The following is a 16460-nucleotide window of genomic DNA, read 5'->3' as shown; positions in this document are numbered from 1 at the left end:
GGGCTATTTGAGCCAGGCAGCCACCACATCGGGGTGGGCATCCACCCATTTCTTGGCGGCGGCATCCGGCTTCATGCCGCCCTGGATGTCCGTTGCGACCGAGTCCTGGTCGGCGTTGGTCCACGAGAAGGCCTTGAGCAGTTTCGCCGCGGGAGAACCGCTGTCCGCAAACTTCTTGGCCATCACTTTGTTCAGTTTGTAGTCGGGGTAGTCACAGGCCACCTTCTCGGCGTCGGCATCGCAGCCCGGGGTGTAGGCGGGCAGGCTGACCTTCTTGAGGGGGACCTCGGAGAGGAACCATTGCGGTTCGTAGAAGTAGCCAAGCAGCGGTGTCTTGTTCTTTTCGGCCGTACGGAACGACTGGATGAGAGCTGCTTCCGAGCCCGAGAAGACCACTTTGTAGTCGAGGCCAAGGTTCTTGACCAGGGCTTCGTCGTTGGTCACGAAGGCGGGGTCGCCGTCCAGGACCTGGCCTTTGCCGCCTGATTCGGAGGTGGCAAAGAGTGAGGCGTACTTGTTCAAGTTCTTGCTGTCCAGGATGTCCGGGTACTTCTGGACCATCCATGGTGGTACGTACCAGCCGATGTGCCCTTCGTTGCCCGTCGGGCCGGCGTCCACAGCCACTTTTTGGTCCGTGATGTACTGCTTCGTGAGGTCGGCGTGACCCCAGTTCTCGAGGATGACATCGACTTCACCGGAACCAAAGCCCTGCCAGGAGATCTGCTCCGACAGGTCCTTCTGGACTACTGTGCAACCGAGCTTGTTTTGGGCTACGTAGCTGTAGACGGCCGCATTTGCCGTGTAACCGACCCACGCGTTGAGGGCGACATTGACGGTTCCGCAGGGCGTTTCCGAGGAGCCTGCGGCTGCCGCTTGGTTCACGGAAGCGCCTCCGCAGCCAGCTAGCAAGAGGGCTGCGGTAACGGTTCCGGCCAGTACGGGAATTGTTCGTTTCAAAAGCTGTCTGGTTCTACTCATGGTTGGGGTCTCCTTGTTGGGGCGGTGAACGGGGAGGACTAGTGCGCGCTCGATTTTGCTGAGCGGATTTTGCGGACCGGGTCGGCTGCCGCAGCCTGGGTGATGCGGTCCAGCAGGATGCCGAGGAAGACGATGGCCAGGCCGGCGGCGAGGCCCTTGCCGAACAGCGAGCTCTGGACAAAGCCGGCGACGACGTCGTATCCCAGGCCGCCTGCACCGACCAGGGCTCCGACGACTACCATGGCCAAGACGTAGATCAAGCCTTGGTTTGCGGCGAGGGCCAGGGATTTCCTGGCCATGGGGAGCTGGACCTTGGTGATGACCTGCCACGGGGTTGACCCGCTGGATACCGCAGCCTCCATGACGGTCGGGGAGATCGCCGCGATGCCGTCGGCCGTGATCTTGATGGCCACAGGCGCTGCGTAGATAATTCCAGCGACGATGGCCGTGAATCTCGTTGCGCCGAAGAGGCCTAGGAATGGAACCAAGTAGACGAAGGCAGGCATGGTCTGGCCCGCATCCAGCATGGGCCGCATGATCTGGTCCACCTTGTTGGACCTGCCCATCGCCACACCGAAGATGATGCCCAGCACCATGACCACGGCCGTGGCAACAAGGGTGCTGGCCAGGGTGACCATGGCATCGCTCCACAGGCCCAGGTAAATGATCGCGGCCAGGCATGAGGCGGTGACCAGTGCCAGTTTCCAACCGCCAAGTGCGTAAGCCGCCACGAGGACAACCGCGACGAGGAGGTAGAAGGGGGTCTCGGTCAGAAGGGATTGGAACGGGTTGAGGATTCCGTTGGTCAGGGCCTCGCGGAACGACACCGTAAACAGGGAAAGATTTGTCTGCAGCCATGCGCTGGCAGCGCTGACTCCACTGACGATGTCCGGGCCAAAGTTGAGGTTCTTCGGAAAGGCTGCGGCCCAGAGCATCGTCCGGGAAAGCTGGACCATGGCAAGGACAACGGCGAGGCTGGCAGCGAGCAGGATGTACCTGCTTTTCCGCGATATCCGGCGCTTGCGGGCTGCTCCGGGTTCGGCCCGGCGGCTGGCGGCCGTGGTGACCCGGTCCAGCACAATGGCCAGGAGGACGATCGACAGACCTGCGTTGACTGCTGTCCCGACGTCGAGCGACTGCAAGGCACGCACAACCACTTGTCCCAGCCCCGGCGCCGCGATCAGCGCTGCGATGGTGACCATGGACAAAGCAGCCATGGTGCTTTGGTTGATCCCCATCACGATGGTGCGCCGTGCCAGGGGAAGTTGCAGGGTGAGAAGCCGCTGCAACCCTGTGGTGCCCAAGGAATCGGAGGCTTCCCTGGTGTTCTCCGGGATGTTCCGGATTCCGTGTGCCGTCAGTCGGATGAGAGGAGGCACCGCGTAGATCACCGTGGCGATGACGGCGGAGGCAGGGCCGATCAGGAAGATAAGGGCCAAAGGAGCCAGATAGACGAACGTGGGGAGGATTTGCATGAAGTCGAGGACCGGAGTGATCACTTGGGAAACCCGGCCCGAGATCCCGGCCAAGACTCCGAGCGGGATGCCGATCAGCAGGCTGAACAGCACGGCTGTGAGGACGAGGGCGAAGGTGTAAGCCGCTTCCGTAAACAGGCCCTGGAGCCCGAAGAACGTGAATGCGGCCGCCGTCAGCAATCCCACCCGGGCATTGCCGACCGCAAAAGCGATCCAGCTGAGCAGGCCGACAGTTCCCAGCCAGCCGATTTCCGGTAGGCGAAGCCCGGTGGAGCTGGCGGCAAAAGTGCTGGTGAACAGATTTGCGACTGAATCGACGGCGGAACGGAAGGGAGTGAAGACGTACTGGAAAACGGGATTGTCCGCCCGGTTCGATGCGACCCAGGCATTGAATTGGTTGAGCGAACGGTGCAGGTCAGTCAATTCCGACGCCGGCAGCGTGAGGGTCGATGTGCCGTGCAGGAACAAGAAACCGAGGAGCCAGAGGACTCCGGCGGCACCCAGGAGGAAAACTCGGCGACTCAGCCGCTTGCGCGGCGGGCGGAGGGTGTTGGCGCCGGCCTGAACCGGGGCGCGATCACGAACTAGAGTGGACATCACGCCGCAACTTCCGTGCTGCGGATGACCGACAAGATGCTGTCGCGGTCGATCTGGCCCGTGATTTTGCCGGACTCTTCCACGAGCACGGGACACGTCGAGTTCATGACCGTGGGGATGGCGTCGCGGATAATGGTGCCTGCGCTCAGGACGGGAGCATCCCCGGGAGTGCCCAAAGCTACCGGATCGGTGATCCATTTGAGCGTCAGGACATCCGCGCGGGGTACTTCCGAGACGAAGTCGGCTATGTACTTGTCCGCTGGCGAACCGACAAGATCATCGCCGGTGCCGCACTGGACAGTCTCGCCGTTCCGCATGATCAGGATGCGGTCCCCGAGTTTGAGCGCTTCGGATAGGTCGTGGGTAACGAACACCATCGTCTTGCCCATCTCTTTGTGCAGCCGGATGACTTCGGCCTGCATATCGCGCCGGATGAGGGGATCCAGGGCCGAGAACGGCTCGTCGAAGAGGATGGTGTCCGGATCGCCCGCCAAGGCGCGGCCAAGCCCAACACGCTGCTGCATTCCGCCGGAAAGCTGATCGGGGAAATGCTGCTCGTAGCCCTTGAGGCCTACCAGTTCGATGATTTCGCGGGATTTGGCGTAACGCTCGTTTTTCGACGCCCCGCGGATCTGCAAGCCGTAGGACACGTTGTCCAGCACGGTGCGGTGCGGTAGGAGGCCGAAGTGCTGGAAGACCATGGACATCTTCCTCCGGCGCAGTTCCCGAAGTTCGGTGGTTCCCGCATCCAACACGTCTTTTCCGTCCACCAGGACGCTTCCCGACGTCGGTTCGATCAGCCGGGTGAGGCATCGGATCAGGGTGGATTTTCCTGATCCGGAGAGGCCCATGACGACGAACACCTCGCCCTTGGCGACGTCGAAGTTCATGTCCCGCACGGCAGCATTGCAGCCGGTGCGTTCAAGCAATTCGCCGGAGCTCAAGCTCGACAGCTCGGGATTCTTGGGGATCTTTTCACCTCCGGGTCCGAAGACCTTCCAGAGGTTGCGCACTGATATGTCAGGACTGCTCATTGCTGTACTCCTGCCTGTGACGGCTCGAACCAATGGCTGGGCCCGGGGCTGATGTTTTGCCAGATGTGCTTTGTTTCTCGGTATTCGGCCAAGCCCGCGAGCCCCAATTCGCGGCCGTTGCCTGATTGTCCGAAGCCGCCCCATTCGGCTTGCGGAACGTATGGGTGGTAGTCGTTGATCCAGACCGTCCCGTGGCGCAGCGCTTCGGAGACCCGCTGGGCCTTCGAGGCGTCTGCCGTCCACACGGCGCCGGCCAGTCCGTAGACGGTATCGTTGGCCAGCCGGACGGTCTCTTCCTCGGTGGTGAATGTTTCCACCGTCATGACGGGGCCAAAGGATTCCTCCTGGACCACGCGCATCGAGGTCTTGCACCCGTCCAATACGGTGGGCGGGTAGAAACTGCCACGCCCCAGTTCCGGGGTGTCCGGAATGAAGCCTCCGCACAGCAACCGGGCGCCCTCCGCAACCCCGGCCTGCACGTAGGCGTGGACCTTGTCCCGGTGGGCCGTGGAGATCAGCGGGCCGGTCTGGGCCTCCTGGTCGAAGGGGCCGCCCAGCCGGATCTGGCGTGCACGGCGAACCACCTCGGCCACGAACTCTTCGTGAATGGACTCTTCGACAATGAGCCGCGCCCCGGCCGAGCAAACTTGGCCGGAGTTCAGGAAGACAGCCGTCAGGGCGTTGTCGATGGCGGCCTCACGGTCAGCGTCGGCAAAGACCACATTCGGGTTCTTGCCGACGAGTTCGAGGGCCACGCGCTTGACCGTCTCCGCCGCGGCCACCATGATCCGCTTGCCGGTCTCCAGTCCGCCCGTGAAGGAGACCAGATCGACCCGCGGATCCGAGCTGAGCACAGCCCCCACTTCCGGTCCCGTTCCCGTCACGAGGTTCGCGACGCCGTCGGGCACGCCGGCTTCGCGCAGCGTGTCCATGAGCAGGATCGACGTCGAAGGCGTCAGCTCACTGGGCTTGAGGACAAAGGTGTTCCCGGCGAGCAGTGCCGGCGCAACCTTCCATGAAGCCTGCAGAAGCGGATAGTTCCACGGCGTGATGAGGCCGCAGACGCCCACGGGTGCATGGACGACCCGGCTGATGGCGCCGGGCCGGCCGGTATCGATCACGCGGCCTGCGTCCGTGCCTGCCACGCTGCCGTAGTAACGGAAGCAGGCGATGACGTCGTCGATGTCGTATTCGGCTTCGACCAGTCGCTTGCCGGTGTCGAGGGCTTCGGCCGCGGCGTAGCCGGCTTTGTCCCGCTGGAGCAGCCCGGCCACGCGGAGCAGGATCGCGCCGCGTTCCAGTTCCGGAGTGCCCGGCCAGCCGCCGTCGTCGAACGCCTTCCGGGCACTCGCCACCGCTGCCTCGGCGTCGGCCGAGGTGCATTCCGCGACGTCGGCAACGTGCGTTCCGTCCGCCGGGCAGTTGATGCTGCGGATTCCTCCGGCGGACTGCCGCCAGCCGCCGTCAACGTAGCTGCCGCGCACCGTGTGGGTCTGGGAAAGTTGTGGGCTGTTCATGCCGCTCCTTGGTTCCTCGCGGGAGTGACCTGGGGCCGGCTGTCCAGGCCTTCCAGGCTGTCCGGAACCGGGCTGCTGCCGTGCCGGTAGAACTCGGCGGCGATCGGAGCGAGGGGTTCGCGGCCCTGGATCAGGTCAGCGGCTTTCTCGGCCAGCATCATGACCGGCGCGTAGATGTTGCCGTTGGTCACGTAGGGCATTGCCGAAGCGTCAGCCACCCGCAGGCCCGAGGTGCCGTGCACCCTCATGCTGAGCGGGTCCACCACGGACATCGGATCGGTGGCCGGGCCCATCTTGGCCGTGCAGGACGGGTGCAGCGCGGTTTCTGCGTCGCGGGCTACCCAGTCGAGGATTTCCTCGTCCGTCTGGACGGTTGGACCGGGGGAGAGCTCCCCGCCATCGAAAGGCGCCATGGCCGACTGCTCGAGGATCTGCCGGGAAATCCGGATGGCTTCGACCCACTCGCGCCGGTCCTGCTCCGTGGAAAGGTAGTTGAATTTCATGGACGGGTGGACGGTGGGGTCCGTGGAGGTGATCTTCAGGCTGCCGCGCGCATCGGAGTACATGGGCCCGATGTGCACTTGGTAGCCATGCTTGGCATCGGCCTTCTGGCCGTCGTAGCGGACGGCCACCGGCAGGAAGTGGAACATGAGGTTGGGGTAGGCCACGTCCTCGTTGGAGCGCACAAAGCCGCCGCCCTCGAAGTGGTTGGTGGCAGCAGGTCCCTTGCGCCCGAACAGCCACTGCAGGCCGATCCACGGGTAGCGCCACAGGCTCAGGCTGGGTTGCATGGACACCGGCTGGGTGCAGGCGTGCTGGATGTAGACCTCCAGGTGGTCCTGCAGGTTTTCGCCGACGCCGGGCAGGTCAACTACGGGTTTGATGCCGAGGGACGTGAGGTGCGTGGAGTCCCCGACGCCGGACAACTGCAGGAGCTGCGGGGTGTTGATGGCCCCTCCGCACAGGACTACTTCCTGGGCATCCACGCTGTGCTGCTTGCCGTTGCGTCGATAGCTCACGCCCGTGGCCCTGACATCGGACGTTCCAATGCCGTCGAAGTTGATTTTCGAGACGAGTGCCCGGGTCCTGACCGTGAGGTTGGGCCGGTCGAGGTGCGGCCGCAAGTAAGCCCGGGAGGCCGAGAGCCGCTGGCCCTTGTGCACATTGCGGTCGAAGGGACCGAAGCCCTCCTGCCGGTACCCGTTGACATCGTTGGTCCGTGCGAATCCGGCTTGTTGGGCCGCGCGGAAGAAGGCTTGGAAGAGGGGATTGCGCGCCGGACCGCGTTCAAGGACCAGCGGTCCGTCGTGTCCGCGCAGTTCATCGTCGGGTTCCGCGGCCAGCGCGGTCTCCATGCGGTTGAAGTAGGGGAGGCAGTGAGCGAAGTCCCAGGTCTCCATCCCGGCGTCGGCTCCCCAGCGTTCGTAGTCCAAGGGGTTGCCGCGCTGGAAGATCATCCCGTTGATGGAACTGGAGCCGCCCAGGACCTTGCCGCGGGTGTGGGCGATCCGGCGTCCGTGCATGTGCGGCTCAGGGTCGGACTGGTAGCGCCAGTCATAGAACCTGTTCCCGCTGGGGAAGGTGAGCGCCGCGGGCATCTGGATGAACAGGTCCCAGGGGTAGTCGCTGCGGCCGGCCTCCAGGACCAGGACGGTCTTGGTGCGGTCTGCGCTGAGCCTGTCCGCCAGCACCGATCCGGCGCTGCCCCCACCCACAATGACGTAGTCAAACTTTTCGTTGGCCATTAGTTGAACTCCTTTGAAGTGATCCCCATTGCTGTGTCGAGTAGCCAGGAGGGGCGTCAGCCCCGTAGCTTTTCCATGGTTGGATCCACGAGGGGATCGGCAGAGATGGTGGCCGGGATCCGCTTCCCGAAGTATTCGATCTCGACGGTGTCACCCTCGCCCGCTTCGGCGGGCAGCCAAGCGTAGGCGATGGGCTTTCGGACGGTGTAGCCGTAGGCGGCGCTTGTGACGTAGCCGGCGGGCTCTCCCTTGAAATACACAGGTTCCTTGCCTAACACAACGGACGTGCCGTCGTCGACCGTCAGGCAACGCAAGCGGCGGTTGATGGGCAGTTCGCGGCGGGCTTTGAGGGCCTCGGCACCGATGTATCCTTCCTTGTCCTTGCCGACGGAGAAGCCAAGGCCCGCTTGGAAGGGCTCGTGCTCGGGGGTCATGTCGGTGCCCCACAGCCGGTAGCCCTTCTCGAGGCGGAGGCTGTTGAACGCGCCGCGGCCGGCCGCGATGATGCCCTGCTCCTGGCCGGCCTCGAACAAAAGGTCCCAGAGCTTTTGGCCGTTTTCCGCCGTCGTGTACAGCTCCCAGCCCAACTCGCCGACGTAGGACAGGCGCATCGCGAGGACAGGGATCCCGCCGATCCGGACTTTCTTGGTGCGGAAGTACTTCAATCCGTCGTTGCTGAAATCGTCGTCGCTCACCTTGGCCATGACCTCGCGGGCGAGCGGCCCCCAAAGCCCCACGCAGCACGTGGAACCCGTGATGTCCCTGACCTGGACCCACTGGGTGACGTCCCCAGCGGTCTGTTTGCGGGCTTCGGTGGTGAGGTAGGCGAAGTCGATGTTGCCGTTCGCGCCTACCTGGAACGTGGTTTCGTCGAGGCGGGCCACCGTAATGTCGCTGCGGATGCCGCCGTCGCCGTTGAGGAGTAGGCAGTACGTCACCGCACCCGGCTTCTTGTCGACCTTCCCGGCGCTGAGGCGCTGCAAGAGGGCTTCGGCGCCAGGGCCGGAAACCTCCAGCCGCTTGAGCGGCGTCATGTCATAGAGCGCGACGGCGGTGCGCGTCTTCCACGCTTCGGCAGCGGAAATGGGGGAGTGGAACATTGCGGCCCACGGTTCGCGTTCAGGTGCGCGCCATTCTTCCGGGAGGATCTCCAGCAAGCCGCGGTTTGCCTCGAACCAGTGCGGGCGCTCCCAACCCTGGGCTTCGAGGAAGAACGCCCCGAGCTCCTTCTGCCGGGCATTGAATGGGCTCACGCGCAGTTCGCGGGGCGAGACGCGTGGCTGCAGCGGGTGCAGGACATCGTAGATCTCTACGAAGTTCTGCTGGGAGGTTTCGCTGACGTAGCTCTCCGCGGTCTGGATCTCTTCGAAGCGGGAGACTTCGCATTCGTGGAGCGGAATCCGGGATTGGCCCTCGATCAAGAGCTCGGCCACTGCCCTGGCCACGCCGGCGGAGTGCGTCACCCACACGGCCTCGGCAACGAAGAACCCCTCAACCTCCTTGGACTCGCCCACCAAGGGACCGCCGTCGGGGGTGAAGGAGAAGATGCCGTTGAAGCCATTTGCAATCCCCGCGCCGGCAAGTGCCGGAAGGAGTTCCTTGGAGTCCTCCCAACTCGGCAGGAAGTCCTCTTCGGTGAACGCCAGGCGGGATGGCATGCGGTGCTCGGACATGTCCGCCGCGGCAACCTCGGGGAGCTCCCGGAGGTCCACGGGCATGGGCTTGTGGGCGTAGGAACCAATGCCCATCCGGTCCCCGTGCTCGCGGTAATAGAGGTCTTTGTCCTGGTGGCGAAGGATGGGCATCCACGCGCCGTTGGCGGGATCAAGCAGCCGCGAGGCATCGTTCCGGCCCACGAGCTCCGGTACGGAGGTGGTCTTGACGTATTGGTGGGCCAGCGGGAGGAGTGGCACGGACATGCCCACCATGGCGCCGATCTTGGGTCCCCAGAACCCGGCGCAGGAAACAACGATGTCCGCAGGGATCACACCGTCGGGCGTTTCGACTCCCGTGACTTTGCCGCCTGTCTGTTCAATGCCGGTGACGGGAGTGGAACCGCGGAACGTGACGCCTGCGGCGCTCGCCTTGGCGATGAGCAGGCCGACGGCGCGGGCTGCGGAGGCCAGGCCGTCGGAGGGGACGTAGAGTCCGCCGAGTACTTTCTCCTGGTTGAGCAGCGGGTAGTGCTTGGCGCACTCGTCCGGATCGATGAGCCGGCCTTCCACACCCCACGACGCCGCGTAGCCCAGCTTGCGCTTGAGGTCCTCCAGGCGCCCTGGCGTGGTGGCGACCTCGAGGCCGCCCACCTGGTTGAAGCAGGAGACGCCGGAATCGCTGAGGGAGAGCAGCTTGTCCGCGGTGTAGGAAGCGAATTCGGTCATGGCCTTGGAGGCGTTGGTCTGGAACACGAGGCCGGGGGCGTGCGAGGTTGAGCCACCCGCCAACGTCAACGGGCCCTGCTCGACCACGGTGATGTTGGTCCAGCCGCGGGTGGACAGCTCATCCGCAAGATTGGCGCCGACGATGCCGGCTCCGATAATGACGACGCGGGGTGATGTGGACATGCGTGTTGCTCCTGAGGTAAGTCGTATCGAAGTTTGGGGCTCGCCGGAAGCTAGACGTGGCCGTCGACGGTCAACCCGGGCGGCAGGTTGGGCTCGTCCTCGGATTCCTTGACCATGATCTGGCCGTCCACTACCAGGACTTCGTGGACCCTGACGGGCAGTTTGGCGGGAGGCGCATCGGCGGCTCCCGTGCGGAGATTGAACTTTGAAGCATGGAGGGGGCACTCCACCCAGCAGTCCTCCACCCAGCCGTCGGCGAGTGAGGCGTCTTGGTGCGTGCAGGTGTCGTCGAGGGCAAAGAGTTCGCCGTCTTCGGTGTGGAATACGGCAATCGGCGGAGACGTCTCGAGTCGAATCGCGTCCCCCGGAGCCAACGAGCTAAGCGGACAAGCACTGTGCATCTCACGAACCTCTTTCACCGGATTGGTCGAAAACCTGGGGGCGGTTGTCTCATGATCAACGAAGATCACAATACGCAACAGAGTGATGGACCTCACAGGGGCTTGTCAAGAGGTGGAAATTACTGCGCAGATTGCTTGACAGGCGATGTGAAGGCCGTCACACTGTTTCGCATAACGAAGTTCGTTGCGTAATGCGCAATAAAATTTCGAACGGCTCAACGAGGAGGAAGCCATGGAGACATTGGCGATCGTGGGCGCTTCATTGGCTGGACTTTCCGCCGCCCGCGCTGCCCGCGCGCAGGGTTTTTGTGGCCGGCTGATCATCATTGGAGATGAGCAGCAGCGGCCCTATGACCGTCCGCCCCTGTCCAAGGAGTTCCTGGCAGGAAAGATCGGCATCAAGCACTTGATGTTGGAAGCGGAAGAGGGGGGAATGGCGGATCCCCTGCAGGCTGAATGGATGTTGGGCTCGCCTGCGAAGAGCTTTGACGCGGCCAGCAGGACCATCACCCTAGGCAACGGACGCACGGTGGTGGCCGACGGCGTCGTGATCGCCACCGGAGCTTCGGCCCGCACCCTGCCCGAACTTGCGGGCCTATCCAACGTCTTTACTCTGCGGACTCTCGAGGATGCGCAGGACCTGGCTCCGGAACTCGTTCCGGGCGGCCGCCTGTTGGTGGTTGGCGCAGGCTTCATCGGCGCGGAAGTGGCGTCAACGGCCAAGGGCCTGGGAATGGACGTGACCATTATCTGCAAGAGCCCGATCCCGCTAAGCGCTCCGATCGGTCCGGAGATGGCTGGCGTCATGGCCACGCTCCATGGGATCAATGGAGTGGAACTGATTTGTGACACGGGAATCGACTCGTATTACAGCTACGAAGGAAATGTGACCGGCGTCCGGCTCAGCGATGGACAGTACCGTTCCGCCGACGTCGTACTTCTCGGAATCGGTGCGGTCCCCAACGTCGGGTGGCTGGCCGGTTCGGGGCTGGCGATCGACGACGGCGTCACGTGCGATTCGATGGGACGGACAAACGTCCCCGGCGTGGTCGCCGTGGGAGACTGCGCGGCCTGGTACGACGAACGCAGCGGGCAGCACCATCGCGTGGAGCATTGGAGCGGCGCCCAGGAACGTGCCGCCCTTGCCGTGACAGGGCTCTTGGATCACTCAGCAGCACCCCAACCGCTCAACCTGCCGTACTTCTGGTCGGACCAGTACGGAGTAACGCTCCAGTTCGCCGGCCATGCGCGGGACGCGGAGCGCGTCGAAATTGAGGCAGGGCAGCTCGAGAACCACAGCTTCCTGGCCGTGTATTACCGGGGCGAGGAACCGGTGGGCGTACTAGGTGTGAACCAGCCGCGACTGTTCACCCGTTGGCGCCGGCAACTCAACGCCCGCAATGCCCCGCCCGTCCTGGCAACCCCTTAGTCCTCTCGAGCGCCAACCACGTTCATCACTGAATAGGAGTCAGCATGACCACTGAAGTTGTTTCCCCCAGCCTGATCCCCACTCTCCCCGGCCACACTTATGTCAGTGAAGACATCTTCCGTGCCGAGCAGGAACACATCTTCGAACAAATGTGGTTCTGCGCTGTGCGGACCGCGGACCTGGAAAAGGCCGGCTCGTTCAAAACCGTGCAGATCGGCCGTGAGAGCGTACTCATCAACCGCACCCGCAAGGGCGAGATCCGCGCGTTCTACAACATCTGCCGGCACCGTGGCGTGAAGCTGTGCATGGAGGAGTCCGGCGAGGCCAACCGCTCGTTCCAGTGCCCGTACCACGCCTGGACCTACGATCTTGAGGGGAAGCTCATCGCGGCCCCGAACCTCACCAAGATGCCGGATATCGATCGAAACGAATACGGGCTGGTCAAGGTCCACGTCCGGGAATACATGGGCTACGTCTGGGTCAGCCTCGCGGATGAGCCACCGTCGTTCGAGGAAGACGTCATGGGCGCGATCGAGGAGCGCCTCGGGGATCTGCGGGCTGTCGACGACTATGACATCGCGAACCTGAGCCTTGGCCGGCGCATCAAGTACGACGTGAAGGCCAACTGGAAGCTCATCATCGAAAACTTCATGGAGTGCTACCACTGCGCCACGATCCACCCCGAACTCACCGAAGTCCTGCCCGAGTTCGCCGACGGCCTGGCGGCGCAGTATTTTGTGGGCCACGGCGCGGAGTTCGGTGACGACATCAAGGGCTTCACGATTGATGGTTCCGAAGGCCTGGATCGGATTCCCGGAGTCGGCGACGACCACGACCGCCGGTACTACGCAGTGACCATCAAGCCGAATGTCTTCGTCAACCTTGTTCCGGACCACGTCATCATCCACCGCATGTTCCCGCTGGCTGCCGACCACACGATCGTCGAATGCGACTGGCTGTACCTGCCCAGCGTCGTGGAATCCGGCAAGGACGTGAGCGCTTCGGTGGAGCTCTTCCACCGGGTCAACGAGCAGGACTTCGACGCCTGCGAACGCTGCCAGCCGGCCATGGGCTCCAAGATCTACGCCAAGGGCGGCGTCCTGGTACCGAGCGAGCACCACATTGAGGCGTTCCACAGCTGGGTCACGAGCAAGATCGCCGACGTCCCCGCCGACAGCTAGCCTGAGGAATGTCTGTCGTCGTAACGAGTAACCAGGAACCTAGGAAAGGGACGCAAGCCAATGGTTCATAAAGTAAAAGCCGTCATCGCCAAGGAAAAGAACGCCCCGGTCACGCTGGAGACCATCATGGTGCCGGACCCTGGTCCGGGGGAGGCTCTGGTGGACATCCTCACCTGCGGTGTCTGCCACACCGACCTGCACTACAAGCAGGGCGGCATCACCGATGATTTCCCCATCCTGCTCGGCCACGAAGCCACCGGCGTGGTCAGCGCCGTTGGCCCGGACGTCACCGATGTGGCGCCGGGGGACAGGGTCATCCTGAACTGGCGCGCCGTGTGCGGCCACTGCCGTGCGTGCGCCAAGGGCCAGCCGCAGTACTGCTTCAACACGCACAATGCCACCCAGAAGATGACCCTGGAGGACGGCACGGAACTGACCCCGGCACTGGGGATCGGCGCCTTCGCGGAGAAGACCCTCGTGGCCGCCGGGCAGTGCACCAAAGTGGACGACGACGTCGATCCCGCCGCCGTCGGGCTGCTCGGCTGCGGTGTGATGGCAGGCATCGGTGCCGCGATCAACACCGGTGAGGTCAAGCGGGGCGAGTCCGTGGCCGTGATCGGTTGCGGCGGCGTCGGCATCGCCGCTATTGCCGGGGCAAAGCTCGCCGGCGCCACGACGATCATCGCCGTGGACATCGACGCCAACAAAATCGGGATGGCCATGTCCCTGGGAGCCACACACGGTGTCAACTCCAGCCAGGAGGACCCCGTCGAGGCCATCCGGGCCCTGACCGGCGGCAACGGCGCCGATGTGGTGATTGACGCCGTCGGGCGCCCGGAGACCTACAAGCAGGCCTTCTACGCGCGCGACCTCGCCGGCCGCGTAGTGCTGGTGGGCGTCCCGACGCCGGGCATGTTGCTTGAGCTGCCCTTGCTGGATGTCTTCGGCCGCGGCGGTTCGCTGAAGTCCTCCTGGTATGGCGACTGCCTGCCTTCCCGCGACTTCCCGATGCTCGTGGCGCACTACAAGCAAGGCAACCTGGACCTGGACGCATTCGTGTCCGAACGGATCACCATCGACCAGGTGGAAGAGGCGTTCGCCAAGATGCACGAGGGCAAAGTGCTCCGTTCGGTGGTGGAAATCGGATGAGCGTCGCCATTGAGAACCTCGTCACCTCGGGCACGTTTTCGCTCGACGGCGGTACGTGGGACGTGGACAACAATGTCTGGATCGTCGGCAACGACGACGAATGCGTGATCATCGATTCGCCGCACGACGCGGAGGCAATCATCGGCCAGGTCCGTGGCCGGAAGGTGCGCGCCATCCTGCTCACCCACGCGCACAACGATCACATCGGAGCAGCGCTCGACGTCGCGAAGGCAGTGAACGCGCCGATCCACCTTCACCCGGCAGACATGGTCCTGTGGGAGCAGGTGTACCCGGACGCCGGCCCGGACCGTTACATCACGGACGGCGACGTCTTCGAAGTGGCCGGCACGGCACTGCAAGCCATCCACACCCCCGGCCACTCACCGGGTTCCACGTGCTTCTACCTCGAAAGCGAAGGCACGGTGTTCACCGGCGACACCCTCTTCAACGGCGGCCCGGGAGCAACCGGAAGGTCCCACAGCGACTATCCGACCATCCTGGCCTCGATCCGGGAACGCCTCCTGACGCTTCCGCCGGAAACCGTGGTCCGGACCGGTCACGGCGACAACACCACCATCAAAGCCGAGGCGGAAAACCTCGCCCAGGCAGCGCTGGATCGCCAGGCCGACGGCGCTTAGGCGCCGCCGGCTGCTGTGTAACCCATCTTGACGCTGATTGAATACCCGGCTTGCTTGAGCGCATCGAGCAGGCCGGGTATTTTTTCCGGCTCGAAACGGAAGGCCGGCCCGGAAAGGCTGATGGCTCCGATCACCGTGCCGCTGTGGTTGCGGATCGGAACGGCGACGGCGTTGAGTCCGCGCTCGAGTTCTTCATACGTGGCGGCGTACCCGGCCTCCGCAATGACCGGCATTTGCCGCTCCAGCTCGTCGCGGTCGGTGATGGTCTGCGGAGTGTATCGTGCCTGGCCGGATTCCCTGAGAATTCGGTCACGTGTCCCAGGCGGCAGCGCTGCAAGCATGACCTTGCCGCTGGACGTGGCGTGGAGCGGGGTGAGCCCGCCGATCCAGTCCTGCGTGCCAAGCGTGTTGGGGCCAATGGCCTGGTCCACGTTGACCGCGAAATTTGACCGAAGCACGGCCAGGTTGGCGGTCTCGGCGAACTTCTCCGCAAGGGCTTCGAGATCTTCCCGGGCTTCCTTTACCAAGCTGAGGCGGGCCGGAATGGCGCTGGCCAGGCGCAGGATGTTGAATCCGAGTTGGTATTTTCCGCGCTCGTGGTTCTGCTGAACCATTCCACGGGCGTCCAGGGCGCTCAGCAGTCGCGATGCCGTTGACTTGTGGACGCCCATTTCCTCAGCGATCTCACTCACGCCGGCATCGCCGTTGCGGGCGATGATTTCGAGCACGGTGATGGCCCGGTCAACGGACTGCACACCCGCGTGGTGTGCGCCGGCCGGATCGGAATCGGGGTCGTTGGCAGGGCTAGCATCAGCGTCCATGTGGTTCATCGTCTCAAACACGGTCAAATGCGCGGCCTCTCCGGTCAGCGTGTCCTGGGATGTTGCCGCTCAGCCGGGTATTGCCTGGTTATAGGATCGGGCGGTATGGCACTGCGACTTGTTCAAGTGAATTTCAAGGCCCGGGACGACTCGGCTCTGGGCCGGTTTTGGGCGGAGGCGCTTGGTTGGGATATTTCCAGCGAAGGCCCCGGTGTGAGCAATGTTGAACCCGCGGGCTTCACCGGGCCGGACCCCGCCGCCGTCTGCGTCGATGTCGTCACTGTGCCTGACCCCGAAACGGTGAGGTATCGCGCCCACCTCGACCTCGCCACCGCCTCTGAGGCCCATCAAGCGGAGCTTGTGGCGCGCCTGGTGAAGCTCGGCGCGACGCCTGCCGATATCGGCCAGGGCGATGTGCCGTGGACGGTCCTGGCCGATCCGGAGGGCAACGTGTTCTGCGTGTTGGAGCCTCGGCCGATCTACCAGGACACCGGGCCGATCGCCGCGGTGGTGGTCAATTGTGCGGATCCGCGGGCCATGGTGCGGTTCTGGAGCGGGGCGATGGACTGGACTGTGCACGAGGAGACTGATGATTTTGCGAGGCTGCGTTCGGCCAAGGGCGTTGGGCCGTATTTGGAATTCGTCCGGACTCCCGCCGCGAATGCCGCGCGCGGCCGGGTCCATCTCGACCTGAGGCCGTACCCCGGAGATGATCAAGCGGCGGAGGTGGCCCGGTTGCGGGACCTGGGCGCCACGGACGCCGACGTCGGCCAGGGCGACGTGCCATGGGTGTGCCTCGCCGACACGGAGGGCAACGAGTTCTGCGTTCTCAGCCCCGGCTGACGCAGCGCTTCGGCTTCCAAGGCGCGTCCAGTGCAGAGTATGCAGGGGTCTTCCAGTGCTCCTCATGGCCGCTGACTTGTGGACGCTC

Annotated in this window: 13 protein-coding genes; 5 read left to right on the top strand and 8 right to left on the bottom strand. The window is 64.0% G+C overall.

All coding sequences use genetic code 11. The annotated features are described in order from the left end of the window. Positions 1 to 3: 3 nt before the first annotated feature. From AC1DJB_RS16995 to AC1DJB_RS16965, 7 genes are read right to left on the bottom strand one after another with little or no spacing between them, the layout of a single operon-like run. Entirely contained in the window at positions 4 to 978 is a 975-nt protein-coding gene (locus tag AC1DJB_RS16995; RefSeq protein WP_307052805.1) for an ABC transporter substrate-binding protein, read from the bottom strand. A gap of 38 nt (positions 979 to 1016) precedes the next feature. Continuing rightward, complete coding sequence (locus AC1DJB_RS16990; protein WP_441433352.1) at positions 1017 to 3050, bottom strand: ABC transporter permease; 2034 nt, start codon at positions 3048 to 3050, stop codon at positions 1017 to 1019. Further along, positions 3050 to 4084, bottom strand: a complete 1035-nt coding sequence (locus AC1DJB_RS16985; protein ID WP_059388152.1) for a quaternary amine ABC transporter ATP-binding protein — start codon at positions 4082 to 4084, stop codon at positions 3050 to 3052. The genes AC1DJB_RS16990 and AC1DJB_RS16985 overlap by 1 nt, the downstream gene beginning before the upstream one ends. After that, entirely contained in the window at positions 4081 to 5601 is a 1521-nt protein-coding gene (locus AC1DJB_RS16980) for an aldehyde dehydrogenase family protein (protein ID WP_476910584.1), read from the bottom strand. Before AC1DJB_RS16980 ends, AC1DJB_RS16985 begins: the two co-directional genes overlap by 4 nt. Continuing rightward, entirely contained in the window at positions 5598 to 7346 is a 1749-nt protein-coding gene (gene betA, locus AC1DJB_RS16975; protein WP_306962123.1) for a choline dehydrogenase, read from the bottom strand. Before betA ends, AC1DJB_RS16980 begins: the two co-directional genes overlap by 4 nt. A 56-nt stretch (positions 7347 to 7402) precedes the next feature. After that, on the bottom strand, positions 7403 to 9910 hold the full coding sequence (locus AC1DJB_RS16970; RefSeq protein ID WP_441433351.1) for a GcvT family protein: 2508 nt from the start codon (positions 9908 to 9910) through the stop codon (positions 7403 to 7405). A gap of 50 nt (positions 9911 to 9960) precedes the next feature. Beyond that, positions 9961 to 10311 (bottom strand): bifunctional 3-phenylpropionate/cinnamic acid dioxygenase ferredoxin subunit, encoded by a 351-nt coding sequence (locus AC1DJB_RS16965; RefSeq protein WP_306962126.1) that lies wholly within the window; start codon positions 10309 to 10311, stop codon positions 9961 to 9963. A gap of 232 nt (positions 10312 to 10543) precedes the next feature. On the opposite strand from AC1DJB_RS16965, the gene AC1DJB_RS16960 reads away from it, so the two are divergent. From AC1DJB_RS16960 to AC1DJB_RS16945, 4 genes are read left to right on the top strand one after another with little or no spacing between them, the layout of a single operon-like run. Further along, entirely contained in the window at positions 10544 to 11740 is a 1197-nt protein-coding gene (locus AC1DJB_RS16960) for an NAD(P)/FAD-dependent oxidoreductase (protein WP_441433350.1), read from the top strand. Positions 11741 to 11784: 44 nt separating this feature from the next. Further along, complete coding sequence (locus tag AC1DJB_RS16955) at positions 11785 to 12921, top strand: aromatic ring-hydroxylating oxygenase subunit alpha (protein WP_284989676.1); 1137 nt, start codon at positions 11785 to 11787, stop codon at positions 12919 to 12921. A gap of 60 nt (positions 12922 to 12981) precedes the next feature. Further along, positions 12982 to 14070 carry an S-(hydroxymethyl)mycothiol dehydrogenase gene (locus tag AC1DJB_RS16950; protein ID WP_441437973.1) on the top strand — a complete coding sequence of 363 codons (1089 nt, stop codon included), beginning with the start codon at positions 12982 to 12984 and terminating at the stop codon, positions 14068 to 14070. Continuing rightward, complete coding sequence (locus tag AC1DJB_RS16945; RefSeq protein WP_441433348.1) at positions 14067 to 14708, top strand: MBL fold metallo-hydrolase; 642 nt, start codon at positions 14067 to 14069, stop codon at positions 14706 to 14708. The genes AC1DJB_RS16950 and AC1DJB_RS16945 overlap by 4 nt, the downstream gene beginning before the upstream one ends. Here the strand turns inward: AC1DJB_RS16945 and AC1DJB_RS16940 are convergent. Then, the gene (locus AC1DJB_RS16940) at positions 14705 to 15529 is read right to left on the bottom strand and encodes an IclR family transcriptional regulator (protein WP_441433347.1); all 825 of its coding nucleotides are present in this window, start codon (positions 15527 to 15529) and stop codon (positions 14705 to 14707) included. The two genes, AC1DJB_RS16945 and AC1DJB_RS16940, sit on opposite strands and share 4 nt — an antisense overlap. Before the next feature lie 105 nt (positions 15530 to 15634). Here AC1DJB_RS16940 and AC1DJB_RS16935 point away from each other — a divergent pair, with 105 nt between their 5' ends. After that, positions 15635 to 16372, top strand: coding sequence for a VOC family protein (locus tag AC1DJB_RS16935; RefSeq protein ID WP_441433346.1), 738 nt, complete (start codon positions 15635 to 15637; stop codon positions 16370 to 16372). Positions 16373 to 16460: the final 88 nt, after the last annotated feature.

It is taken from the genome of Arthrobacter sp. 01T428, from assembly GCF_056398685.1.
This window is presented reverse-complemented; position numbering and strand designations above follow the sequence as displayed.

What these genes read in the sequence shown, in the direction of transcription:
- AC1DJB_RS16995 (WP_307052805.1), bottom strand. Translation starts at nt 978, where the DNA reads ATGAGTAGAACCAGACAGCTTTTGAAACGAACAATTCCCGTACTGGCC.
- AC1DJB_RS16990 (WP_441433352.1), bottom strand. Translation starts at nt 3,050, where the DNA reads ATGTCCACTCTAGTTCGTGATCGCGCCCCGGTTCAGGCCGGCGCCAAC.
- AC1DJB_RS16985 (WP_059388152.1), bottom strand. Translation starts at nt 4,084, where the DNA reads ATGAGCAGTCCTGACATATCAGTGCGCAACCTCTGGAAGGTCTTCGGA.
- AC1DJB_RS16980 (WP_476910584.1), bottom strand. Translation starts at nt 5,601, where the DNA reads ATGAACAGCCCACAACTTTCCCAGACCCACACGGTGCGCGGCAGCTAC.
- betA (WP_306962123.1), bottom strand. Translation starts at nt 7,346, where the DNA reads ATGGCCAACGAAAAGTTTGACTACGTCATTGTGGGTGGGGGCAGCGCC.
- AC1DJB_RS16970 (WP_441433351.1), bottom strand. Translation starts at nt 9,910, where the DNA reads ATGTCCACATCACCCCGCGTCGTCATTATCGGAGCCGGCATCGTCGGC.
- AC1DJB_RS16965 (WP_306962126.1), bottom strand. Translation starts at nt 10,311, where the DNA reads ATGCACAGTGCTTGTCCGCTTAGCTCGTTGGCTCCGGGGGACGCGATT.
- AC1DJB_RS16960 (WP_441433350.1), top strand. Translation starts at nt 10,544, where the DNA reads ATGGAGACATTGGCGATCGTGGGCGCTTCATTGGCTGGACTTTCCGCC.
- AC1DJB_RS16955 (WP_284989676.1), top strand. Translation starts at nt 11,785, where the DNA reads ATGACCACTGAAGTTGTTTCCCCCAGCCTGATCCCCACTCTCCCCGGC.
- AC1DJB_RS16950 (WP_441437973.1), top strand. Translation starts at nt 12,982, where the DNA reads ATGGTTCATAAAGTAAAAGCCGTCATCGCCAAGGAAAAGAACGCCCCG.
- AC1DJB_RS16945 (WP_441433348.1), top strand. Translation starts at nt 14,067, where the DNA reads ATGAGCGTCGCCATTGAGAACCTCGTCACCTCGGGCACGTTTTCGCTC.
- AC1DJB_RS16940 (WP_441433347.1), bottom strand. Translation starts at nt 15,529, where the DNA reads ATGGACGCTGATGCTAGCCCTGCCAACGACCCCGATTCCGATCCGGCC.
- AC1DJB_RS16935 (WP_441433346.1), top strand. Translation starts at nt 15,635, where the DNA reads ATGGCACTGCGACTTGTTCAAGTGAATTTCAAGGCCCGGGACGACTCG.